Origin of the sequence: Hymenobacter nitidus (assembly GCF_020447315.1) — a bacterium.
Lineage (GTDB): Bacteria > Bacteroidota > Bacteroidia > Cytophagales > Hymenobacteraceae > Hymenobacter > Hymenobacter nitidus.
Map to the genome: position 1 here is coordinate 342,657 of NZ_JAJADQ010000001.1, position 22,856 is coordinate 365,512.

The window sequence follows — 22,856 nt, forward strand, 5'->3', positions numbered from 1 at the left end:
AAGGCAGCCCCTGTTCGGAGGCTGCCTTTTATCATTGAAACGGGTTTCTGCCGGTTGCCGGCTCACGCCGCGGCGTGGGCTTTACGCCAGGTCGAAACGCCCCAGGTTCATCATTTTGGCCCACACGGCCACGAAATCCGTGACAAAATTCTCCTGGGCGTCGGTGCAGCCATACACTTCGGCCAAAGCGCGCAGCTCGGAGTTGGAGCCGAAAATCAGGTCTACGCGCGTGCCGGTCCACTTTACCGCGCCGGTTTTACGGTCCCGGCCCTCGAAGGTGGCCTGCGCGTCCGAAGTAGCCTGCCAGGTGGTGCCCATGTCGAGCAGGTTCACGAAGAAGTCGTTGGTCAGGGCGCCCGGGCGGGAAGTGAATACGCCGTGCTGCGACTGGTTGAAGTTGATGTTGATGGCCCGCAGGCCGCCGAAAAGTACCGTCAGCTCGGGCACCGTCAGCGTTAGCAACTGGGCTTTATCAATCAGCATTTCTTCGGCCGCGGCCCGGTGGTGGGGCTTCAGGTAGTTGCGGAAACCATCGGCGGCTGGCTCCAGGGCCGCAAACGACATGACGTCGGTTTGGGCCTGGGAGGCGTCGGTGCGGCCGGCCGTGAATGGCACGGTGACCTGCCGACCGGCATTCTTAGCGGCTTGCTCCACGCCCACGCAGCCCGCCAGCACAATCAAATCGGCCATGGAAACCTGCTTGCCGCCCTGCTGGGCCTGGTTGAACTGCTGCTGAATTCCGCCCAGCGCGTGTAGCACGGGCGCCAGCTCGGCCGGATTGTTTACTTCCCAGTACTTCTGCGGGGCCAGGCGCAGACGCCCGCCGTTGGTGCCGCCCCGCTTGTCGGAGTCGCGGTAGGTGGCGGCCGAAGCCCAGGCGGTAGTTACCAGCTGGGTCACCGACAGGCCCGACGCCTGAATCTGCTCTTTGAGCGCGGCCACGTCCTGGTCGTCCACTAAGGCGTGGGTAAGGGCCGGAATCGGGTCTTGCCAGAGCAGCTCCTCAGTGGGCACCTCGGGGCCCAGGTATCGCTCCTTGGGGCCCATGTCGCGGTGGGTCAGCTTAAACCAGGCCCGGGCGAAGGCATCGGCAAACTGGTCGGGGTTTTCGTGGAAGCGGCGCGAAATTTTCTCGTAGGCGGGGTCTACGCGCAGGGCCAGGTCGGTGGTGAGCATGAAGGGCGCATGCTTCTTGGCCGGGTCGTGGGCATCAGGAATGGTGCCCGCGCCGCCGCCGTTCACCGGCCGCCACTGGTGCGCGCCAGCGGGGCTTTTGGTCAGCTCCCACTCGAAGCCGAACAGGTTATCGAAGTAGTCGTTGCTCCACTGGGCGGGCGTGCGGGTCCAGGCGCCTTCCAGGCCGCTGGTGATGGTATCGGCGCCGTGGCCCTGGCCGTAGCTGTTGCGCCAGCCCGTGCCCAGCTCTTCGATGCTGGCCCCGGCGGGCTCCGAGCCCACGTATTTGCTGGGGTCGGCTGCGCCGTGGGTTTTGCCGAAGGTGTGGCCGCCGGCAATGAGGGCCACGGTTTCTTCGTCGTTCATGGCCATGCGGCCGAAAGTTTCGCGAATGTCGTGGGCCGACGCGGCCGGGTCGGGCTTGCTGTTGGGGCCTTCGGGGTTCACGTAGATCAGGCCCATCTGCACGGCCGCCAGCGGGTTGTCCAGCTTCCGGTCATTGGTGTAGCGCTTGTCGGCCAGCCACTCGGTTTCGGGGCCCCAGTAGATGTCCTGCTCGGGCTCCCACACGTCTTCGCGGCCGCCGGCAAAGCCGAAAGGCTTGAAGTTCATCGACTCCAGGGCGCAGTTGCCGGCCAGCACCAGCAGGTCGGCCCAGGAAATTTTCTGGCCATACTTCTGCTTAATGGGCCAGAGCAGCAGGCGGGCTTTGTCGAGGTTGGCGTTGTCGGGCCAGCTGTTGAGTGGCGCGAAGCGCTGGGCGCCTGAGCCCGAGCCCCCGCGGCCGTCGCCGATGCGGTAGGTACCGGCGCTGTGCCAGGCCAGCCGGATAAAGAACGGCCCATAGTGCCCGTAGTCGGCCGGCCACCAGTCCTGCGACGTCGTCATCACCTCGTAGATGTCCTGCTTAACGGCGGCCAGATCGAGCTTCTTGAATTCCTCGGCGTAGTTAAAATCCTGACCCAGGGGGTTGGAAAAGGCCGCGTGCTGGCGCAGAATATTCAGCTTGAGCTGGTTGGGCCACCAGTCGCGGTTCTGACGGCCACCGCCGGCGCTTTGCTTTAATGCCCCGCTGCTGAACGGGCACTGCGCCGCCGGTTCGTTGAGGTCGTACAGAATGGAGTTTTCGGGAGTACTCTGGGCTTCGTGCATAGTAAAACAGGGGGTTTATTATGCACTTACAATTCATACCGCCGTGAAAAGTTTGCGCCTACTCCGCCCAGTCTACTGAGCAGCTTCGGCCTACAGCAACGACAGCGGGTCGCGCTTGCGCAGGCGGTACTCAAACATGGTGGCAATGTTCAGGGCCCGCAGCCTGGCAACGTCGGCCACGGGACCGACAAACAGCTCGTCCACAGTGGCTTGAAACAACTCTAGCCAGCGGGCAAAGTGGGTAGCATCCACGGGCAGGGGCACGTGCTTGGGGAAGGGCCGGCCGCTGTAGCGCGAGGTGCCCAGCAGCAGGCTGCTCCAGAAATCGTACATGATGGGCAGGTGCTTGGCCCAGTCGACGTGGGCAAAGCCGTTGAAGACCGGGCTGAGCAGCGCGTCCTGGTTTACTTTCTGGTAAAACGTGTCGACCAGGCGCTGCACGTCGGCTTCGGTCTGGATATCGGGGCGGGAATCAGTCATGGCAGGAAGCAGAAAAGAAAAAGGCCGGAAATCAGGCGGGCTGCTGGGCGGCTTTGTGGTTGAGCAGCTGGCCCCGGGCGGCGCGCAGGGCCCACTGAAACGCCCAGCTGCCGGTGAGAAGCAAGGTGAGCAGCTTCACCACTTCCAGCCCGATGTAGGCCATGTGCAGCGAGCTGGGCGGGGCCGGGTGGCCGGCCAGCAACGCCAGGGCCCGCACGTCGAGAGCGGGCAACAGCCAGAAGGTTTGCAGCAGTAGAATGGTGCCGAGCAGCCCCAGCGCGGCGGCAATATGGGCCGGCACCCGCACGGCTAGGGCGCTGACGACGGCCAGCGTGGCCAATACCAGCTCCACCTTGTTCAGGGCCCCGAACACGATGCGGCCGATGCCCAGGCCCAGGGGCACGGTGATATTGGGGGCCGTAAACTTGAGCGGAGCTTCCAGAAAGGAAATGCCAGCCACCATGCCCGCCCACACAAACAGGGCCAGCACCAGCAGCAAGGAGCCAGTAGCGGGAAAACGGGACATAGCAGCAGGCAAAAAAGCAGGCCAGGCCGCCAGCAGCGGCGGCCCGACCAGCACGGAACAACAGGGCAAAGATGCGGGTTCGGCGGCGCACTTCGGGCTGAGATGAGTCAGGGCCGGGAATGACATTCGTCAGGTTTCCGGCGCGCGCCGTGTCGGAGCTTTGGGGCTTCACTAGTTTGCCTGCCCGTGTCTACTCCTGCCACTGCCCCCGCCACTGCCCCGCCGCTACCCCACCTGGCCTGCGCCCACTGCGGTGACGACTGCCCCGCGGAGCCGGTGCGGCTGGCGGCCCGGCCCGCGCTGCCCTTCTGCTGCCAGGGCTGCAAGGCCGTGTACGAGCTGCTCGACGCCAGCAACCTGTGCACCTACTACCGCCTCGACGAGAAGCCCGGCCAGAAAGTAAAGACCGTGGAGCTGCCCGGTCGCTTCGACTACCTCGACCTGGAATCGGTGCAAAGCCAGCTGCTCACGTTTCAGTCGCCTACGCTCCACCGGCTCACCTTCACCATTCCGCAGATGCACTGCGCTTCCTGCATCTGGCTGCTCGAAAACCTATTCAAGCTCAACCCCGGCATCAGCGCCTCGCGGGTCAATTTCCTGCGCAAGGAGCTGACGGTGAGCTACCAGCCGGCCACGACCAGTCTCAAAGACGTCGTGACCCTGCTGGCCGCCATCAACTACGAACCCCAGATTACCCTGGCCGAGCTGGGCGCCCAGCCCCACCACGCCGGCCGCCGCCTCACTTACCAGCTGGGCCTGGCCGCCTTTGCCTTCGGCAACGTGATGCTGATGGCCTTTCCCGACTACTTTTCCTTTACCGAGCAATTGCAAAGCCTGTTTGGCCGCTTCTTCGGCTGGCTGAGCTTCGCGCTGGCTGTGCCGGTGCTGCTGGTCAGTGCCCGCGACTTTTACTTCTCGGCCTGGCAGGGGCTGCGGCAGCGCTACATCAACCTGGATTTTCCCATCAGCCTGGGCCTCACGGCGCTGTTCACGACCAGCGTGTTCGACATTGCCACCGGCCGCGGCCCGGGCTACTTCGACTCGTTTACCGGGCTGGTGTTCTTCATGCTGATCGGCAAATGGGTGCAGCAGCGCACCTACGATGCGCTGCGCTTCGACCGAGACTTCACCTCCTATTTCCCCGTGGCCGTGACGCTCTTGACCAAAGAAGGTGAACAGTCGGTGTCGGTGAAGGAGCTGAAGGCCGGGCAGCGCATCCGGGTGCGGCACCAGGAAATTATTCCCGCCGATGCCGTGCTGCTGCGCGGCGCCGGGCAGATTGACTACAGCTTCGTGTCGGGCGAGAGTATGCCGGTGAGCAAGCAGGCCGGCGACATCGTGTACGCCGGCGGGCGGCAGGTGGGCGAGGCCGTGGAGCTGGAAGTGGTGCGCGAAGTATCGCAGGGCTACCTCACCCAGCTCTGGAACAACCCCGCCTTTCAGAAGGAAGGCAAGCCTACGCTGGAAACCTACGCCAACAAAGTAGGCCGCTACTTTGTGGCCGTAACCTTGCTGCTGGCCGTGGGCGCGGTGCTTTACTGGTACCCCCGCAACCCGCAGATGGCCCTGCGCGCCTGCACTTCGGTGCTGGTTATTGCCTGTCCCTGCGCCTTGTCGTTGGCTACGCCCTTTGCCCTGGGCGCCGCCCTGCGGGTGCTGGGCCGCCGCAAGCTCTACCTCAAAAACGCGGCCGTGGTCGAAACCCTGGGCCGGGCCGACACGCTTGTGTTCGACAAAACCGGCACCCTGACCGATACCCACCGCGCCCTGGTCAGCTTCCACGGCCTGACGCTTAGCCCCGAGGATGAGCAGCGCGTGGCCGCCCTGGCTGCCCAGTCGACCCACCCGCTCAGCCAGCGCCTAGCCGACCAGCTTGGGGCCTCGCCTCTGCGGGTGGAAAGCTACGCCGAAGTGCTGGGCCAGGGCCTGTGCGGGCGCGTGGCGGGGCGGGACGTGCGGCTGGGCTCGGCGGCCTTCGTCGATTTGCCCGCCGCGGCCCCACACGGTGAGCGGCAGGCGCGGGTGTACGTGGCCCTGGATGGGCTGGTGGAGGGCTGGTACGAGGTGAGCAGTGAATACCGCCCCCACCTGAACGGCCTGCTGCAGGAGCTGAGCAAAACGTATACGCTGGCCCTGCTCACCGGCGACAACGACGCCGACGAGCCCCGCCTGCGCCAGCTCTTCGGCCCCGCCGCCGAGCTGCGCTTCAACCAGTCGCCGCTGGATAAGCTGAGCTTCGTAGAAACCCAGCAGCGGCAGGGCCGGCGCGTGGTGATGGTGGGCGACGGGCTGAACGACGCCGGGGCCCTGCAGCGCGCCGATACCGGCCTGGCCCTCTCGGAGACGCTCACCAACTTCTCCCCCGCCTGCGACGCCATTCTGGACGCGGGCAGCTTCGGGCAGCTCAGCACGTTTCTCTGGTTTTCCCAGGATTGCCTGCAGATCGTGCTGGCCACCTTCGTACTATCGTTCTGCTACAACGGCATCGGGCTGGGCCTGGCGGTGCAGGGCCGGTTCACACCCATCGTATCGGCCATTCTGATGCCCATCAGCTCGTTGAGCGTGATGGTGTTTGCTACGTTGCTGGTCCGCTACGCCGCCTATCGGCGCGGGCTTTAACCCCTCTTTATCATGACCATCATCTTCCTGTTAATCGGCATCAGCCTGCTCGTGGCCCTGGTATTTCTGGGCAGCTTCCTGTGGGCCGTGCGCTCGGGCCAGTACGAGGACGACTACACGCCCTCGGTGCGCATGCTCTTCGACGACGAGCCCGAGTAGGGTACTACAGACGCCAGCGGCTGGTATCTTCGGGAAATCTATTTTGCGCCCAAACCAACTTTACGCACCCGATGGAAGGCTTCACCTGCTCCCGCTGCAATGAATTTCACGACGAGCTGCCGATGTGCTTTGGCGCGGAATTTCCGGACTACTACTTCAGCGTGCCACCGGAAGAACGCGCGGCCAGAATAGAGTACAGCCAGGATTGGTGCGTGGTCGACGAGGCCTATTTCTTCGTGCGAGGGCGCATCGAAATTCCCGTTATCGACTCGGACGAGGTGTTCTGCTGGAACGTCTGGACCAGTTTGAGTGAAAAAAGCTTTTTGCGCAGCCAGGATGTTTGGAATGACCCGGCGCGAGTAAATGAGCCAGCCTATTTTGGCTGGCTGCAAACTATCGTACCGGGGTATCCGGATACACGTAGCATCAAAACGAGAGAACACACGCAAGCTCTAGGCACTATTCCACGGGTCGAGGTTTTTGAAGAAGACCATCCGCTGACTATCGAACAGCGAGAAGGAATTACCTGGCAACGCGTGCATGAGCTGGTTGAAACCGTGCTACACGGCTAAAGAGGCAGAAGACCGTCTTGCCCTCAGCAGCTGCCGGATGGCGGCCAGGTGGGCTACCAGCACCAGGGGCACCACGCAGCTGGGCAGCCACTGAAAGGGAAAGTAGAGCACGGCCACGTTGGGCTGCTCGAAGGCCAGCTGCTGCACCGGCGAAGGCGCGGCCAGCACCGCGTGCCCCACAATATTGAAAAGTAACCCCAGACACAGCACATTCCAGAGCAACAAGCCGGTGGAACCCAGCCGCTGCCACCGGAACGCCAGCATGTAAACCAGGGGCGCGCTCAGGCCGGAGAGAATGTCCCAGTTGCGGCCCTCGAAGGTCATGAGCCGGGGCACCGCGCCGTAGAAAAACAGCCCCAGCAGCACCAGCTCCACCGGCACGCGCACGGTGTGCAGCAGCGTCAGGTAGTCGGGGCGCAGCGCGTCGAGGTAGGCCCGGCCGCGGGAGGTGAACAGCAGCCCGGCAATGAGCAGCAGGGCCGGCCCCAGGGCCCACAGCAGCCGGGGCGGCCGGGCCGAAGTAACGGTGTAGAACCCGCTCAGCCCCAGTTTGGCCTGCACCAGCAGCCAAGCGAGCAGCAGCCCCAGGGTGAAGCGGGAGTTGCGGGCTGCCCGGTAGAACAGCAAGACGGCCGCGGCGGTAGTCAGCCCGAAGGCCAGGCCCAGGGCAGCGGGTACGTTTTCTATGAGGCAGGGGGCGTGTGGTGAGCAGCAAAGGAAGCACACCACCCCCACGCCGGCACTTGCCAAATGACAAGAAATCAGGCCGGCTCGGGGCCGCGGCTGCCGGCCCGGATGCGGCTCAGGGACGAATCGGTAACGCCCAGGTAAGAGGCAATGTGCTTGAGGGGCACCTGCTGCAGAATCTCGGGGCTGCTGTGCAGCAGAGCTTCGTAGCGGGCCGCGGCGGAGGTGGTCGTCAGGGCCAGCAGGCGGGTTTTGAGCCGCGTCAGCTCCCGCACCAGCACCGAGCGGCCAAACTCCCGAAACTCGGGCCGGGCGTGAAACAGGCCGTTGAGCTGGGCGTAGCTGATGCCCCAGCCCGCGCTGTCGGTCAGGGCCTGCAGGGTTTCCTGGGACGGCGTGCGGTTAAAGAACGAAGCCACTTCCAGGGCCACCTGCCCGACCGAGAAAAAACCGGTCGTCACGTCGTTGCCATCCTCATCGAGGGCAAACGCGCGCAGCAGGCCCTGGTCCAGAAACAGGTATTCGTCGCTGACCTGGCCGGCCGGTAATAACAGCTCGTGCCGGGCCAGCGTGCGGCGCGTGAAGCCGGCGGCAATTTCGGCGGCCTGAGCCGCGCTGATCAGGCCGGTGCTCTGGAAAAAGCGGATGAGCGGTTCTCGGGTCATGGAGCTGGGGGGCGCAGGTGGTCAGGGCAAGACTGCGGCGGCGCAAACTACACTATTTGTCCCGGGCAAAAAGCCCCCACCGCGCCTTGATTCGGGCGGCACGCCCGGAGCCCTAGTGACATCAATCAGGACCTGGGCTGACATTCGTCATCTTTTCCAAAACCGCCTTGCAGGACCTTTGAGCAAGTAAAACATCTACTTCTGAAGGCTATGCAAGTCGAACCCCTACCGCCGGTTGTCGCGCCTCACCCGCCGCTGGTACCCTCCACGCCCGCCCGGGCCGTCGACACCTTTTTCTACGACAACAAGATTGTGCGCGACTTCGGGGTGGCCACCGTCATCTGGGGCATCATCGGTATGCTGGTGGGGGTGCTGGCCGCGTTTCAGCTGGCCCGCCCCGAGCTGAACATGGGCACGGCCTACACCACCTTCGGCCGCATCCGCCCGCTGCACACCAACGCCGTAATTTTCGCCTTCGTCGGCAACGGCATCTTCACCGGCGTGTACTACTCCTTGCAGCGCCTGTGCAAAGCCCGGATGTTCTCCGATAAGCTCAGCAAGCTCCACTTCTGGGGCTGGCAGCTCATCATTCTCTCGGCCGTGGCCACCCTGCCCCTGGGCTTTACTACCAGCAAGGAATACGCCGAGCTGGAGTGGCCCATCGACATTGCCATTACCCTGGTCTGGGTGGTCTTTGGCTGGAACATGTTCGGCACCATTGCCCGCCGCCGCGAGCGGCACCTGTACGTGGGCATCTGGTTCTACATTGCCACTTTCCTGACGGTAGCTGTGCTGCACATCGTCAACTCGATGGCCGTGCCGGTGAGCTTTATGAAAAGTTACTCCCTGTACGCCGGCGTGCAGGATGCCCTGGTACAGTGGTGGTACGGCCACAACGCGGTGGCCTTCTTCCTGACCACGCCCTACCTGGGCCTCATGTACTACTTCCTGCCCAAAGCCGCCGAGCGGCCGGTGTATTCCTACCGCCTGAGCATCATCCACTTCTGGTCCCTGATCTTCATCTACATCTGGGCGGGGCCCCACCACTTGCTCTACACCGCCCTGCCCGACTGGGCCCAGAGCCTGGGCGTGGCCTTCTCGGTGATGCTGATTGCCCCCAGCTGGGGCGGCATGATCAACGGGCTGCTGACCCTGCGCGGCGCCTGGGACAAAGTGCGCGAGGAGCCCGTGCTCAAGTTCTTCGTGGTGGCCGTAACGGCCTACGGCATGGCCACCTTCGAGGGCCCGATGCTGAGTTTGAAGAACGTGAATGCCATTGCCCACTTCACCGATTGGATTGTGGCGCACGTGCACGTGGGCGCTCTGGGCTGGAACGGCTTCCTGACCTTCGGCATGCTCTACTGGCTGTGGCCCCGCCTCTACCGCACGCCCCTGCACTCCAAGAAGTTGGCCAACACGCACTTCTGGCTGGGCACCCTGGGCATCCTGTTCTACGCCCTGCCCATGTACTGGGCCGGTTTCACCCAGGGCCTGATGTGGAAGCAGTTTAATGCCGAGGGCATGCTGCAGTACCCCAACTTCCTGGAAACCGTGCTCAATCTGGTGCCCATGTACTACCTGCGCGGCATCGGCGGGGTGCTCTACCTGAGCGGCGTGTTCGTGATGCTGTATAACCTCATCAAAACCGCCAGTGCCGGCACTTTGCTGACCGACGAAAAGGCCCAGGCCGCGCCCTTGCTGCCCGAAGCTCAGGACCCGCACGCCCAGGGCGGCCACTGGCACCGCTGGGTCGAGCGGCGGCCCTTCCAGCTGGCCGTGGGTGCCACCATTGCCATTCTCATTGGCGGCGCTATCGAGATGATTCCCACGTTTTTGGTGGAAAGCAACGTACCCACCATTGCTTCCGTGAAGCCTTATACCTCGCTCGAGCTGCAGGGCCGTGACCTCTACATCAAGGAGGGCTGCTCGAACTGCCACACCCAGATGGTGCGCCCCTTCCGCTCCGAAACCGAGCGGTACGGGGAGTACAGCAAAGCCGGCGAATTTGTGTACGACCGGCCCTTCCTGTGGGGCTCCAAGCGCACCGGCCCCGATTTGCACCGCGTGGGCCAGAAATACCCGCACTCCTGGCACTACAACCACATGCTGGACCCCACCAGTATGTCGCCCGGCTCGATTATGCCTGCCTACCCCTGGCTGTTCGACAACGACATCGACTACAGCACGCTGCCCAAGAAAATCACGGTGCTGCGCGACCTGGGCACGCCCTACCCCGCCGGCTTCGAGCAGCAGGCCGTAGCCGACGCCCGCCGTCAGGCCCAGGGTATCGTGGCCGAGCTGAAGAAGGAGGAAATCGAGGTGAAGTCCGACAAGGAAATCGTGGCCCTGATTGCCTACCTGCAGCGCCTGGGCACCGACATCAAAGTGAAGCCCGAGCAAGTAGCGGCCACCTCCGCCGAGTAACCTAAACCGACCCCAACGCCATGCATAAGAACGTGCTGCAATCCATAGCCGGCATTGAGATTTACCCACTCATTTCCCTGGCCATCTTCTTCCTCTTTTTCCTGGGCCTGCTGACCTACGTGGTGCTAGCCAACCGCCAGCACATCAGCGCCATGAGCCAGCTACCACTGGCCAATGACCCCTCCGACGACACCCTTCCCTACCACCTTAACCACGACGTGATATGCTAACCAAACGCGCTTTCCTGCTGACTCTGATGGGCCTGCTTACGGGCTACCTGGCAGAAGCTCAATCGGCTGCGCCGGCTGCCGGTCCCACTCCTTCCTACGTGCTGAGCCTGGCCGTGTACGCCGTGGGAGCAGTGGTACTGATTTTCGGGGTCATGACGGCCGTATCCCTGGCGGCAGTGGCCACTGAGGCCGCGCTACACGAAGAGCCCGCCGCTACGCCGGTAGCCACCGCGGCCCCCGAGCCCACCGAGCAGAAAGTAGCCGCATGAGCCTGGTACCGAACCTTCTGCGCGGCGCGGCCACTCTGCTGCTGCTGACCACCGGGGATGCCCAGGCCCAGACCGACGCCCCAGTGGCGCCGCCCGCCCCGGCCGACAGTCAGGCTATGCTGCTCTGGTTTCTGCTGGGCGCCCTGGCGCTGGTGGTGGCCCTGGTAGCGCTGCTGTTCACGGCCCTGGTTATCCGGCTGCGGCCCCAGCTGCGCCGCATCTACGAGCTGCCCACCGTGCGCGGCTCCTGGAGCGGGCAGGTACTGGGCCTGCTCGTGGGCGACGCGGTGCTGGTGCGAGGCGAGGTGCGCGACGAAATCCTGGACCACGACTACGACGGCATCCACGAGTTCGACAACGACCTGCCACCGTGGTGGAAATACAGCTTCTACGCCACCATCCTGTTTGCCATCGGCTACCTGGGCTACTACCACGTGAGCCAGAGCGGCCAGCTGCAGGGCGACGAATACGCCGCCGAAATGCAGCAGGCGGCCCTGCTCATCTCGGCCGATGCCGACGACCCCAACAAGCTCACCACCTACGCGGCCCTTACCGCGGCCGGGGACCTGAGCAGCGGCAAAAGCCTGTTTGTGACCAACTGCGCGCCCTGCCACGGCGTGAATGCCGAGGGCAAAGTAGGCCCCAACCTGACCGACGAGTACTGGCTGCACGGCGGCGAGGTGAACCACGTCTACAAGACCATCAAGTTCGGGGTACCTAGTAAGGGCATGGTGGCCTGGAAAGGCAAGCTCTCGGGCAAGCAGATTCTGCAGGTCAGCTCCTACCTGCTCAGCCTGCAGGGCTCGAACCCGGCCGGCGCCAAAGAGCCCCAGGGCGAAAAGGAAGCCCCCACCAAACCGGTGGCCAAGCTCTAGCCAGACGACAAAAGCCCAGTCTATTCCCTCACCTATTCCATAATGCTGCACCGCCGCCGTGGCTCCCCCTCTCCTCTTTCGGAGAGGGGGCCGGGGGGTGAGGCGCACGTCAGAACTCATGCCCCATACCCCAACCCAGCCCGCCGCGTCGTTCCGCGACTCCATTGCCACGGTGGACGCGGCCGGCAAGCGGGTGTGGCTCTATCCCAAAAAGCCCAACGGGCGCCTGTATAATTACCGCAAGTGGCTGAGCTACGGCCTGCTGGCCCTGCTGTTTGCCGGCCCCTGGCTGCGCATCAACGAGCTGCCGCTGCTGATGCTGAACCTACCGGCGCGGCGCTTCATCATTCTGGGGCAGATTTTCTGGCCCCAGGACTTCTTCATCCTCTTGCTGGCCACGCTCACCTTTGTGCTGTTCATCATCGTTTTCACGGTGGTGTATGGGCGGGTGTTCTGCGGCTGGGTGTGTCCTCAGACCATCTTCCTGGAAATGGTATTTCGCCGCATCGAGTACTGGCTCGAAGGCGACGCGCCCCAGCAGAAGGCTCTCGACCGGGCCCCCTGGGACTGGAACAAAACCTGGCGCAAAATCACCAAGCACGCGCTGTTTCTGGCCTTGTCCTTTCTGATTGCCAACACCTTTCTGGCCTACATTATCGGCACGGATGAGCTGGTGAAAATCGTGACAGATAAGCCCGCCGAGCACCTGGGCGGCCTGGCCTCGATGGTCTTGTTCACGGGCGTGTTCTACGCCGTATTTGCCCGGTTCCGGGAGCAGGTTTGCACCATTGCCTGCCCCTACGGCCGCCTGCAGGGCGTATTGCTCGACCAAAACAGCCTCGTGGTGGCCTACGACTACAAGCGGGGCGAGCCGCGGGAGAAAATGCGCAAAAACCAGCCGCGCACCGCCGGCGACTGTATCGACTGCCACCAGTGCGTGCAGGTGTGCCCCACCGGCATCGATATCCGCAACGGGGCCCAGCAGATGGAATGCACCAACTGCACGGCCTGCATCGACGCCTGCAACACGATTATGAACCTGGTGAACCTGCCCGGGGGCTTGATTCGCCACGCCTCCGAGCACGACATTGCCCAGGGCACCAAGCCGCGCTTCACGGGCCGCATGAAGGTGCTCTCGGGGGTGCTGGCCCTGCTGCTGCTGGTGCTCACGGGTCTGCTCGTGTCGCGCTCCAACGTGCAGGCCACGGTGCTGCGCACCCCGGGCCAGCTGTTTCAGAAAACCGACCACGGCACCATCACCAACCTCTACAACATCTCGGTTATCAACAAAACCAATCGGCCCTACCCCCTGACGCTGCGGGTGCTGGAGCCGGCCCAGGGCACTATTTCCCTGGTGGGTGCGGCCAGCCTCAAGCTACCAGCCCAGGGTATCACCGAAGGCGTATTCTTCGCCGAGCTGCCCCGCCCCGCCCTGCACCACACCAACCAGAAAATCCGCATCGGCCTGTTCAGCGGCAACGAGCTGATTGCCGAAACCAGCACCAAGTTTCTGGGCCCGGTGCAGTAGGCCCGGACAGCTTATCCTGAACGCTCCGCCCGACGGTCTTTTCACCAGTACTCCGCGCCGCCCCGGCGCTACCTCAACCATGGCTACTACCACTTCTTCCCAGCGCACCATCTGGCCCTACGCCATCATCCTGACCTTCGTGCTGTTTGCCAGCTACATCGGCTACATGGTGCAACAGGCCGTGCGCACCCGCGTCGACCTGGTCAGTGCCGACTACTACCAGCAGGAGTTGCGCTACCAACAGCGCATGGAAACCGTGGCCCGCACCGCCGCCCTGCCCGCGCCTGTGCAGGTGCTCCACGATGCGGCCACGCGCCGCCTCACGCTGCAGCTACCCGCCGATCTGGCCCGCCAGAACCCGCAGGGGCAGATTCACTTCTTCCGTCCCTCCAACCAGCAGCTCGATTTTAGCCTGCCCCTGCAGCTGACTACGGCCGCCGAGCAGCACCTGAGCACGGCCCGCCTGCAGCCCGGCTTCTGGCGCATCCGCATCGATTTCACCGCGGGCGGACAGGCCTATTTCGTGGAGAGGAATATCACCCTGGGCAACTGATTTTTGTCATGGGCGCCCAGACCGGGGCGGCGGAACTTGCCGACAGTTTCCGTCATGCTTCTTTTCGCGCTTGCCATGCTTTGGGCCGGGTTTGTTTTCGGGTTTTTGGGTAGCTTCCACTGCATCGGCATGTGCGGGGCCATTGCCCTGGCGCTGCCCGGCCGCGCCGACGCGGCGTCGGCCTCGGCCCGCTACGTGGGTGGCCGCTTGCTCTACAACCTGGGCCGCGTGACGACCTATGCTACGCTGGGTGCCGCCTCGGGCCTGGTGGGCCAGAGCCTGCGCCTGGCCGGCCTGCAGCAGGGCCTCTCCATTGCCTCCGGTTTGCTGATTCTGCTGCTCATCGGTCTGCCCCAGCGCTACGCCGACCAGCTCAGCTCCCGGCTAGGCTTTAGCCGGCCCCTGGCCTGGGTGAAAAACCAGCTGTCCCGCCTGTTTCAGCAGTACTCGTGGCGGGCGCTGTACGGCGCCGGGCTGCTCAATGGTCTCTTGCCCTGTGGCCTGGTGTACCTGGCCCTGGCCGGGGCCCTGAGCGCGCCCGGCGTGGCTGGCGCGGCCGCCTACATGGCCTGCTTTGGCCTGGGCACCCTGCCCCTGATGCTGGGCCTCTCCCTGACCGGGCGCCTGGTGCCCCTGCGCTGGCGCACCCGCATGCGCCAGGCCGTGCCCTACGCTGCCTCGGTGCTGGCCGTGCTCTTCATCGTGCGGGGCCTGGGCCTGGGCATTCCCTACCTCAGTCCGCAGCTAGGCCACGACGCGCCCAAGGCCGCTACTGCGCCAAGCTCCGTGCACTATTGCCGCTAGCCGGAGCCCTTTGCCCTCCTTTCGCTCCTTTCTTCTGCTAAGATTTCGTTCATGAAAACCATTCTCGTTCCCATCGACCACACCGCCGCCGCCGAGCACACCCTGGCCTACGCCAACAAGCTGGCCGTGCGCTGGCCCGCCGAAGTGGTGCTGCTCTTCTGCCAGCCCGACGCGGCCGGCCAGCCGGCTACGGAGCCGGAGCTGGCCGGGCACGAGCAGCGGCTGCGCAGTTTGGTGGAGCGCCTGCGCTACCAGCAGCTCACCCGCCAGGACGGGCGCCGGATTCAGTACCGCTACCGCCTGCTGGCCGGCTGCCTCCACGACCATGTGCAGGCCGAAGCCGCGCGCTGCGCCGCCGACTTGGTAGTCATGGGCCTGGAGCACGTGGACTGCGGCCGGCAGGAAGCGCCCGGCAACCACGCCGCGGCCATCACCGAGCTGGTCGCCTGCCCGGTGCTGGTAGTGCCCCCGGGCCGCCGCAGCCTGCCCAGCCGGCTGGTGTTCTCCACCGATTTTGCCGCGCTCAGCCCCGCCGTCTTGCAGCGGCTTTCGGCCCTGCAGGAAGCGTTTCCCGGTCCGCTGGATCTGGTGCAGTTCTACTCGCCTACCGAGCGGCCCCGGCGCCGGCAGCTCAAGCAGGCCATCAGCAAAGCCGCGACCCAGCTCTCCTGGCTGACCACGACTCCGCATCTGTTGGAAGACGATGCGCCCCTGGAAGGCGTCAGCGAGTTTTGTGCCCGCCACCAGGCCCAGCTGCTCATCATCGCGCCCACCAGTGCCGGGCAGCTGTTGCGCTACTTCGATTCGTGCTACACCACCACGCGGGCCTACCACACCCAGATTCCGGTGCTGGTGCTGCGCAGCCCCGAGCGGCAGCCCGCCGTGGCCTGCTGCGACCGGTGCGCCGAGCGCCTGGAGCTGGAACGCACCAAAGTCGTGCTGCCCGACTACCACGCCGTGCGCTGGGCGTAATTTTTTCAGCTGCCTAGTCCTCTAGTTATCCGCTTGCTTCTCTTTTAACAGCCATGAATACTTCCGTTGCTCCCGTCCTTGCCCCCGCCCGCGACCTTGTTGAAAACTGGATGCGTCAGTTTCAGGACTGGCTGTGCCACCGGCTCGAAACGGCCGACGGCAGCGGGGCTAAGTTTCGGGAAGACGCCTGGCAGCACGCCGGCGGGGGCGGCGGCCTCACCCGCGTGCTTCAGAACGGGGCCGTGCTGGAAAAAGGCGGCGTGGCCTTCTCGGCCGTGTGGGGCCAGATGAGCGAGCCGGCGGCCCGGCAGCTGCTTATGCCCGATGCCCGCTACTTTGCCACCGGCGTATCGGTGGTGCAGCACCCGCGCAGCCCCATGGTGCCGATTTCGCACATGAACGTGCGCTACTTCGAGGCCGGCAACGGCGAGGCCTGGTTTGGCGGCGGCCTGGACCTGACCCCCATTTACGTGGATAAGCAACAGGCCCGCTGGTTTCACGAGCAGATTCAGCAGGTGTGCCAGCGCTACGATAGCAGCTACTACCCACGCTTCAAGCAGTGGGCCGATGAGTATTTCTACCTGCCCCACCGCCAGGAAACCCGCGGCGTGGGCGGCATCTTCTTCGACCGGCTCACCGTGGGCAAGGATGGCTCGTTTGAGGAGCTGTTTGCCTTTGTGCAGGACGTGGGCGAAGTATACGGGCGCACCTACAGCACCATCATGCGGCAGAACGCGGCTTTGCCCTACACCGAGCGGGAAAAACAGTGGCAGCTGGTGCGCCGGGGCCGCTACGCCGAGTTCAACCTGGCTTTTGACCGGGGCACCAAGTTTGGCCTCGAAACCGGGGGCCGCACCGAAAGCATCCTGATGAGCCTGCCCCCCCAGGCCGAGTGGCACTACAACCTCACGCCCGAGCCCGGCTCGGCGGAAGAAACCACCCAGCAGTGGCTACATCAGGGCGTAGATTGGGTGTAGATTTCAGGTGTAAACTCAGCAACGCCAGAGCTACCCGGTCATTGCGCTTAATGAGCAAGGCGGCAAGCTTTAAGCGGGCGGCGCCGGTTTCAACTCTAGCAGCCGGTCGGTGACGACGGCCAGCAGAACGCCCGCGCAGGGCGCGGCCAGGTACACCCAGATGGCCGTGAGCTGCCCGCTGAGCACCGCCGGGGCCAGGGAGCGGGCCGGGTTCATGGAAGCGCCACTCAGCGGCCCGCCCACCAGAGCCTCCAGCGCTACCGTGGCGCTGATGGTGAGGCCCACCAGCAGGCCTTGCTCGTAGAAGCTGGACGTGACGCGCAAAATGACCAGCATCAGCCAGAAGCTAAGAAACAGCTCGATGCCGAAAGCCTGGGCACTGCCGTGGGCCGGCAGCGTGGCCCCCAGCGCCGAGCCGGGCGTGGCAATCAGCTGCACCAGAAAGCTCCCGATAAAGGCCCCCACCACCTGGGCGGCCACGTAGGGCAGCACCCGCCGCCCGGGAAAGCGCCCCGCCGCCCAGAAGCCCAGCGTTACGGCCGGGTTGATATGGGCGCCGCTTACGTGCCCCAGACTCTGAATCAGAATCAGCACGACCAGCCCGAAGGCGGCCGCTATGCCGCCGTGGCCCAGCGTCTGCGTCTGCTCATTGACAACGGCGGCGCCGGTGCCAAAAATCATCAGTACGGCGGTGCCCAGTAGTTCGGCCAGCAGGCAATGGCGCAGCATGGTTTTCATGCGGCCACGGTTAGGATAGAATAGCGGATCGGCAACTGGGTACTACGTTGAATCATGCGTTAGAATACGTTTTAAGCGGAATACAGCCATATTCAGGCCGCCCGCGCACAAGCTTGGGCGGTTCTCGTGCTTAGTCCAGGGCCAAAAGACGGAATTGGCGGCGCAAGCTACGCCCCGGCCCTGGCCCAACCAACGGGCAGCCAAAAACCAGCGGCGTACTGCTGCCCGCTACGCCGTAGCGCCGCCGCAGCTGGAGCCGGCACCGGCAGTGCAGCCGTAGCAGTGCTGATTCACAACCACGGCACGCTCGGTGAGGGCCGCGGCGTCGAAGTCGCGGATGTGCTGCACGGGACTGGCCACCAGCAGGTCGAGCATCTGGTTGAAGTCGCAGTCGTAGAGCTGCCCGTCCCAACCCACGGAAATAGTGTCGCGGCACATTACGCCGGCCGCCGCCACGGGGTTAAACGCGGCCACTAGCTTTTCCATGTAGCCAGCGTAGTTGCCCGACTCCAGCAGGTAGTCGAGGTAGCGGCTGACGGGAATGTTGGTAATGGCGAACAAATCGTTGAACACAATGCCGAAGTCCTTGAGCAGGGCGCGCTTGAATTGCTGCTGCAAGCCCGCCTGTGAGCCGGGCAGAAACGCCCCGGCCGGGTTATACACCAAGTTCAGTACCAAGCCGCTGCCTTCCTGGCCGTAGCCCACAGCGTTCAGCATTTTCAGGGCCCGAATGGAGTCGTCGAACACGCCTTCGCCGCGCTGCCGGTCGGTTTTGCCGGCGTTGTAGAACGGCAGGGAGCTGACGACTTCCACCCCGTGGCGGGCAAAGAACTCGGGCAGGTCGTGGTACTTCTTGTTGGCCACGATGATGGTCAGGTTGCAGCGCACGATGGTTTTGCGCCCCAGCTTGCTGATGCCCTCTACCAGCCAGCGAAAATCCGGGTTCATCTCTGGCGCGCCCCCGGTCAGGTCCACTGTCTGAATGTCGGTGCGGGCCAGCGCGTCGAGGCACAGCTGCATGGTTTCGCGGGTCATGATTTCCTTGCGGTCGGGCCCGGCATCGACGTGGCAGTGCTTGCAGACCTGATTGCACATCTTGCCCACGTTGATTTGCAGGATGGCCGGCGCCACCGGCCGCAGCGGAAACAGCCCGGCCTCCCGCATCTTGGCAGAAAAAGACGGCAAGTGGGCGCCATCCGCCTGATCGGGCCGGAGCACGGTAAGCTGAAAGGCAGAATCGGCGAGCTGGCTGCCGGTGGCTTTAAGGGACTTAATCATGGGGCTGAGGCAGAGTCGCGGAGGGGCGCAGGGTGGATTGAGTGGGTAACCAGCCGCCTACATGGATAGTTCTTTGGCCTTGTTCATCATCTGCACCCCGTGCACCAGCACCGCCCCTCCCTTGATGGCGGCGGCCACGTGCACGGCTTCCATCATCTGGGCTTCGTCGGCGCCTTTCTGCAGCGAGTCGGTGGTGTAGGCATCGATGCAGTAGGGGCATTGCACGGCATGGGCTACGGCCAGGGCAATGAGCGACTTTTCCCGCTCGGTGAGGGCCCCGTCCTTGAATACTTCACCGTAGTAGTCGAAAAACTTGCGGCCGGCTTCGGCCTGCCACTCGGTGATGTTGCCAAACTTGGCCAGGTCGGCTGGGTTGTAGTAGGTTTCCATGCGTTTTTGGGGAATGTACGAAGAAAGCAGCCCAGGCAGATCTTGGCCCGGCGGCTACTCATAAAACTTGCGCAGCCGCCGCACGCTGGTCAGCACTACCCAGTCGCCGAGGCGGGGCAGCAGGGTGTGCACCAGCAGAATCAGCCGGCCCAGGGCCGAAATAACGGTGCGCTGCCGCCGTCGCCGGATGTGCTGCCAGATAATCGTGGCCACTTCGGCCTGGGTTTTCTGCCAGCGCGGCGGCCGGTGGGCAATGGGTACGGGCTGGCCGCTGGCGTCGAGCACGCGCTTTTCGGGGTCGTTTTGGGTGAAGCCGATATGCACCACCCCGAAATGCACGCCCGACTCGGCCAGCTCCAGGCGCAGGGTGTGGGCCAGGTTGGCCAAAGCCGCTTTGCCGGCGCAGTAGGCCGAGCCGCTGGGCATGCCGTTCAGGGCCGAAATAGAGGAAATAAACGTGACGCTGCCCCGCACGGCCAGCAGGTGGGGCAAGGCAGCCTTAAGGGGAAACACGGAGCCGTAGACGTTGCTGTCGAGCACCTGGCGGAACACCTCGGGTTGCATATCGAGGAAGTAGGCCCGCTGGGAAATGCTGGCGTTGGTCACCAGAATATCGAGGCGGCCGAAGCTACTGATGGCGGCCTCCACCAGGCGCTGGCAGGCGGCGTAGTCGGTTACGTCGGCCACGCAGCTGACGACGGTGAGACCCTCGGCGGCCAGCAGCTCGTGGGTGCGGGCCAGGCGCTCGGGGCAGCGGCCGTTGAGTACCACGGCGGCTCCCTGGCCTGCCAGCACCCGCGCCGTTTCGCGCCCGATGCCCGACTCGGAGCCCGTAATAATAGCTACCTGCCCCGCCAGTGGCCCGGGGCGCAGGGCCGAATACTTACCTGACATAGCCGTGGGCTTTAAACCAGTGAAACGCTTCGGCCGCCGCCTGCCGGATGGGAGTTTGGGGCAAGCCCAGCTCGGCCCGCGCCTTTTCGGCCGTGAAGTAGTGCCCGTCGTTGGCCACGGCTACCATTGCCGAGTTGAGCTGCCCGGCCCGGCCCGTCACGCGGGCTTTCCAGTCGCAGACCTGCCCGTACAGCGTCGCTAGGGCCGGGGGCAGCGGCCAGCGCGGCGCGGCCACGCCCAGCACGTCGGCCAGCAGCGCAAAAGCGTCGCGGTAGCTCAGGTTTTCGTTGCCCAGAATATAGGACTCGCCAACGCGCCCCCGCGTGAGGGCATTGACGGTGGCAACGGCCACGTCGCGCACATGCACGTAGTTTTTGCCCCCGGCCGGATAGCCCGGCAACCGGCCGCCGTGCAGCTCCAGCAGCAGAGCGTTGGAAGTGGGCCGGGCATCTTCGGGGCCCAGCATAAAGGTGGGGTGCACCAGTACGGCGGGCATTTGCTCCTGCTGCACGGCCTGCAGCACAAGCTCGGTGGCGGCGAGCTTGCTGTCCATGTAGTCGAGGCCGTAGCGGCGGCCGGCGTAGGGCCGGGTTTCGTCGCCGGGCCGGGCCTGGGTGCCAAACCCAAACACGTTGGCTGTGCCCACATACACGAAGCGCGCTACCCGGGCCTGACGGGCCAGCTGCAAGACGGCCTCGGTACCGCCCAGGTTGGTGGCCCACACAGCCGGGTGGCGGGCCGGATTGACCTGGGCCAGGGCCGCGGCATGAATAATGGCTTGGCAGCCGTCGGCAGCCCCGGCCAGGGAGGCGGGCTGGGTCAGGTCGCCTTCGTGCAACGCAATGGGCAAGGCACTTAGCGGCTCGGGGCCGGTGGCCGCGCTGCCGGACCGCACCAGGGCCCGCACCGGGTAGCCGCGCCGCAGCAATTCGGCCACGAGGTGGCGCCCCAGAAAGCCGTTGGCACCGGTAACGAGAACAGTCGGCAGCATCAGCGGTAGTTGAGCAGGGCTTTGTAGGTGCGGGCAATGCGGGTGGGCGGCAGCCGCAGAAAAAACATGGAAAAGGCCGTCAGATTGGCCAACTGCACCCGGAGCCAGCTGTTGGTTTCATACTTGCGGGCCGACACCACCACGTCCTGGGGCACGATGTAGAAGCCGCCCTGGCGCCGGATGCGTTGAATAATCTCGAAATCCTCCATGATGACAAACCGCTCGTCGAAGCCGCCCAGCTGCTCAAACAAGCCGCGGGTGATGAACAGCGTCTGGTCGCCGCCCCGGCTCATGAGGCCCCGAAACCGCGTGCCGTAGCTGTTGATGCGCAGCAGCGGATGCTGGGAGTCGAAGCGGAACCGGTAGCAGCCCGCGCTGTGCCCCTGCCCTACTGCCGCCCGGATGGTTGCCACGTAGTCGGGGTGAATGCCGACGTCGGCGTGCACGAAGTAGAGCACGTCGCCGGTGGCGTAGCGGGCCCCGTAGTTCATCTGGGCGGCGCGGCCGGGCGCGGGTGCCGGCAGAACGGTAGCACCGGCCCGGCGGGCGGCTTCGGCGGTGCCGTCGGGGCTGTGCGCATCTACCACCAGTACCTCCACGGCACCGGGCGGGGCGTAGCGCAACAGCTCCGCGACCAGCCGGCCGATATTATCCGCTTCGTTGTAGGTGGGAATGATGACGCTAAGGAGCATAAGGAAAGCTTACGAGGAACGGGTGGCAGGGGGCAAAGTCGGCAGCATTTATCAGAAAGCCTCACCCACGGTAAGATATAGACCTCCGGACTGCCGGCCCAGCCCGTAGTCGACGCGCAGGTTGAGATGGTCGCGGCGGTTGAGCACGAAGCGCAGGCCCGCCCCGTATGCGGCCTTGGGCTGGCGCAGGCGCAGCAGGGTCTGGTCGTCGCCCAAGGTGCCCACGCCCCCGAAGGCCACGGCGCCGAGGCGGCGGTACACGTCGAAGCGCAGCTCGGCCTGCAGCAGTGCCGCGTTCTGGTCGCGGTAGCGGCCTTCGTAGTAGCCCCGCAGCCGCCGGGTGCCGCCCAGCAACGACAGGGCATTGAATGGAGCCGTGCCGGCCGTGAAGCTGGCGGCATAATTCAGGGCCAGCACGGCGCGGGGAGTAAGGGCGTGGTAGCTGGCCACATCGGCGGCATAGCGGCTGAAGCGGGTGGTGCGTTGGCCGGCGCCTACGGCCCGCTGCCCGGGCAGTACCGTCACATCGGCCACCCAGCCCCGCCGCGGAAACAGCACCTTGTCGCGCGCATCATAGAACAGCCCCAGCCCACCGCCGGTCAGGCGGCTGCCCTGGCTGCCGGCCACGCTGCCGGCGGCCAGCAGCCCCCCCGGCTCAGTCGTGGTCACCCGGTAGTCTTCGTACTGGTAGCGCAGGCCGGCGTAGAGCTTGCCACGGCCCGGCAGCTGCAGCAGGCGGCGGAATACGTTCAGGCGTACCCGCGGAAAGTTGACGCCGTACAGCTCCCGGGCCACCTCCTGCCGCCCCACCCCGAAGAAGAAGTAGGTGTAGCGGTAGTAGCCGGCCTCGCCGTAGGCGTAGTAGCGGTTGTGGTCGTAGAACAGCTGAAACGGCAGGTACAGCAGCAGCTGGCGGTTCTGGGTGTAGGCTGCGCCCACGGTCAGCTGCGAGGGCCGGGCCAGCGTGTCGGTGGCGTCGCGGCGGAAGCGCAGCGTGGCGGTAATGGCCGCGCCGTAGGCCAGGCGGGTTTCGGGCGTGTAGTACACCAGCGGCAGCGGAATCAGGGCCACGCGCCGAAACCGGGCGGTATCGGCGGGGGCCAGACCGGCAAAACCCAGCAGCGCGGCAGTCAGGAGCATAGGCAGAAAATAAAGCCGCAAGTGAACAAACTGAACAGCCGTTGGATTCTTACGAAATTAGACGC

24 protein-coding genes are annotated in these 22,856 nt (G+C 64.7%); 12 read left to right on the forward strand and 12 right to left on the reverse strand.

Annotation, left to right across the window (positions count from 1 at the left end):
* Positions 1-81: 81 nt before the first annotated feature.
* The 3 genes from katG to LGH70_RS01560 form a co-directional block, all read right to left on the reverse strand.
* Complete coding sequence (katG, locus tag LGH70_RS01550; protein ID WP_226181992.1) at positions 82-2,328, reverse strand: catalase/peroxidase HPI; 2,247 nt, start codon at positions 2,326-2,328, stop codon at positions 82-84.
* Between the two features lie 90 nt (positions 2,329-2,418).
* Positions 2,419-2,808, reverse strand: a complete 390-nt coding sequence (locus tag LGH70_RS01555) for a group III truncated hemoglobin (RefSeq protein WP_226181994.1) — start codon at positions 2,806-2,808, stop codon at positions 2,419-2,421.
* A 31-nt stretch (positions 2,809-2,839) separates the two neighbouring features.
* A complete protein-coding gene (locus LGH70_RS01560; protein ID WP_226181996.1) occupies positions 2,840-3,334 on the reverse strand; it encodes a hypothetical protein in 495 nt (164 codons plus the stop codon).
* A gap of 186 nt (positions 3,335-3,520) precedes the next feature.
* On the opposite strand from LGH70_RS01560, the gene LGH70_RS01565 reads away from it, so the two are divergent.
* The 3 genes from LGH70_RS01565 (at position 3,521) to LGH70_RS01575 (ending at position 6,684) form a co-directional block, all read left to right on the forward strand.
* Entirely contained in the window at positions 3,521-5,953 is a 2,433-nt protein-coding gene (locus LGH70_RS01565; protein WP_226181998.1) for a heavy metal translocating P-type ATPase, read from the forward strand.
* 12 nt (positions 5,954-5,965) lie between these two features.
* Positions 5,966-6,112, forward strand: coding sequence for a cbb3-type cytochrome oxidase assembly protein CcoS (ccoS, locus tag LGH70_RS01570; protein WP_226182000.1), 147 nt, complete (start codon positions 5,966-5,968; stop codon positions 6,110-6,112).
* Between the two features lie 71 nt (positions 6,113-6,183).
* The gene (locus LGH70_RS01575; RefSeq protein ID WP_226182002.1) at positions 6,184-6,684 is read left to right on the forward strand and encodes a DUF2199 domain-containing protein; all 501 of its coding nucleotides are present in this window, start codon (positions 6,184-6,186) and stop codon (positions 6,682-6,684) included.
* On the opposite strand, the gene LGH70_RS01580 is transcribed toward LGH70_RS01575, so the two are convergent.
* Both LGH70_RS01580 and LGH70_RS01585 read right to left on the reverse strand, forming a co-directional pair.
* Complete coding sequence (locus LGH70_RS01580; RefSeq protein ID WP_226182004.1) at positions 6,673-7,434, reverse strand: DUF8737 domain-containing protein; 762 nt, start codon at positions 7,432-7,434, stop codon at positions 6,673-6,675. The genes LGH70_RS01575 and LGH70_RS01580 overlap by 12 nt on opposite strands.
* Before the next feature lie 11 nt (positions 7,435-7,445).
* Positions 7,446-8,036, reverse strand: a complete 591-nt coding sequence (locus LGH70_RS01585) for a Crp/Fnr family transcriptional regulator (RefSeq protein WP_226182007.1) — start codon at positions 8,034-8,036, stop codon at positions 7,446-7,448.
* 210 nt (positions 8,037-8,246) lie between these two features.
* Here LGH70_RS01585 and ccoN point away from each other — a divergent pair, with 210 nt between their 5' ends.
* From ccoN to hemF, 9 genes are all read left to right on the forward strand, one after another.
* Positions 8,247-10,460, forward strand: coding sequence for a cytochrome-c oxidase, cbb3-type subunit I (gene ccoN, locus LGH70_RS01590; RefSeq protein ID WP_226182009.1), 2,214 nt, complete (start codon positions 8,247-8,249; stop codon positions 10,458-10,460).
* Between the two features lie 20 nt (positions 10,461-10,480).
* Positions 10,481-10,690 (forward strand): hypothetical protein, encoded by a 210-nt coding sequence (locus LGH70_RS01595; protein WP_226182011.1) that lies wholly within the window; start codon positions 10,481-10,483, stop codon positions 10,688-10,690.
* Positions 10,684-10,959, forward strand: coding sequence for a hypothetical protein (locus LGH70_RS01600; RefSeq protein ID WP_226182013.1), 276 nt, complete (start codon positions 10,684-10,686; stop codon positions 10,957-10,959). The genes LGH70_RS01595 and LGH70_RS01600 overlap by 7 nt, the downstream gene beginning before the upstream one ends.
* Complete coding sequence (locus LGH70_RS01605; protein WP_226182015.1) at positions 10,956-11,834, forward strand: cbb3-type cytochrome c oxidase N-terminal domain-containing protein; 879 nt, start codon at positions 10,956-10,958, stop codon at positions 11,832-11,834. Before LGH70_RS01600 ends, LGH70_RS01605 begins: the two co-directional genes overlap by 4 nt.
* A 118-nt stretch (positions 11,835-11,952) precedes the next feature.
* Positions 11,953-13,362, forward strand: a complete 1,410-nt coding sequence (gene ccoG, locus LGH70_RS01610) for a cytochrome c oxidase accessory protein CcoG (RefSeq protein WP_226182017.1) — start codon at positions 11,953-11,955, stop codon at positions 13,360-13,362.
* 79 nt (positions 13,363-13,441) lie between these two features.
* Positions 13,442-13,915 carry a FixH family protein gene (locus tag LGH70_RS01615; RefSeq protein ID WP_226182019.1) on the forward strand — a complete coding sequence of 158 codons (474 nt, stop codon included), beginning with the start codon at positions 13,442-13,444 and terminating at the stop codon, positions 13,913-13,915.
* A gap of 75 nt (positions 13,916-13,990) precedes the next feature.
* On the forward strand, positions 13,991-14,719 hold the full coding sequence (locus LGH70_RS01620) for a sulfite exporter TauE/SafE family protein (protein WP_226182021.1): 729 nt from the start codon (positions 13,991-13,993) through the stop codon (positions 14,717-14,719).
* 51 nt (positions 14,720-14,770) lie between these two features.
* Positions 14,771-15,691 (forward strand): universal stress protein, encoded by a 921-nt coding sequence (locus LGH70_RS01625; RefSeq protein WP_226182023.1) that lies wholly within the window; start codon positions 14,771-14,773, stop codon positions 15,689-15,691.
* Positions 15,692-15,744: 53 nt separating this feature from the next.
* A complete protein-coding gene (hemF, locus tag LGH70_RS01630; protein WP_226182025.1) occupies positions 15,745-16,668 on the forward strand; it encodes an oxygen-dependent coproporphyrinogen oxidase in 924 nt (307 codons plus the stop codon).
* 69 nt (positions 16,669-16,737) lie between these two features.
* Here hemF and LGH70_RS01635 read toward each other — a convergent pair whose 3' ends face one another.
* The 7 genes from LGH70_RS01635 to LGH70_RS01665 all read right to left on the reverse strand — a co-directional run bounded on the left by LGH70_RS01635 (position 16,738) and on the right by LGH70_RS01665 (position 22,791).
* Positions 16,738-17,406, reverse strand: coding sequence for an MIP/aquaporin family protein (locus LGH70_RS01635; RefSeq protein ID WP_226182027.1), 669 nt, complete (start codon positions 17,404-17,406; stop codon positions 16,738-16,740).
* A 228-nt stretch (positions 17,407-17,634) separates the two neighbouring features.
* Complete coding sequence (arsS, locus tag LGH70_RS01640; RefSeq protein WP_226182673.1) at positions 17,635-18,681, reverse strand: arsenosugar biosynthesis radical SAM (seleno)protein ArsS; 1,047 nt, start codon at positions 18,679-18,681, stop codon at positions 17,635-17,637.
* Between the two features lie 60 nt (positions 18,682-18,741).
* Entirely contained in the window at positions 18,742-19,074 is a 333-nt protein-coding gene (locus LGH70_RS01645) for an arsenosugar biosynthesis-associated peroxidase-like protein (protein ID WP_226182029.1), read from the reverse strand.
* Between the two features lie 54 nt (positions 19,075-19,128).
* Complete coding sequence (locus LGH70_RS01650) at positions 19,129-19,968, reverse strand: SDR family oxidoreductase (RefSeq protein ID WP_226182031.1); 840 nt, start codon at positions 19,966-19,968, stop codon at positions 19,129-19,131.
* The gene (locus LGH70_RS01655; protein WP_226182033.1) at positions 19,958-20,959 is read right to left on the reverse strand and encodes an NAD-dependent epimerase/dehydratase family protein; all 1,002 of its coding nucleotides are present in this window, start codon (positions 20,957-20,959) and stop codon (positions 19,958-19,960) included. Before LGH70_RS01655 ends, LGH70_RS01650 begins: the two co-directional genes overlap by 11 nt.
* Positions 20,959-21,651 carry a TIGR04283 family arsenosugar biosynthesis glycosyltransferase gene (locus LGH70_RS01660; RefSeq protein ID WP_226182035.1) on the reverse strand — a complete coding sequence of 231 codons (693 nt, stop codon included), beginning with the start codon at positions 21,649-21,651 and terminating at the stop codon, positions 20,959-20,961. The genes LGH70_RS01655 and LGH70_RS01660 overlap by 1 nt, the downstream gene beginning before the upstream one ends.
* A 51-nt stretch (positions 21,652-21,702) precedes the next feature.
* Positions 21,703-22,791: a BamA/TamA family outer membrane protein gene (locus LGH70_RS01665; protein ID WP_226182037.1), complete on the reverse strand. Its 1,089-nt coding sequence runs from the start codon at positions 22,789-22,791 to the stop codon at positions 21,703-21,705.
* Positions 22,792-22,856 lie beyond the last annotated feature (65 nt).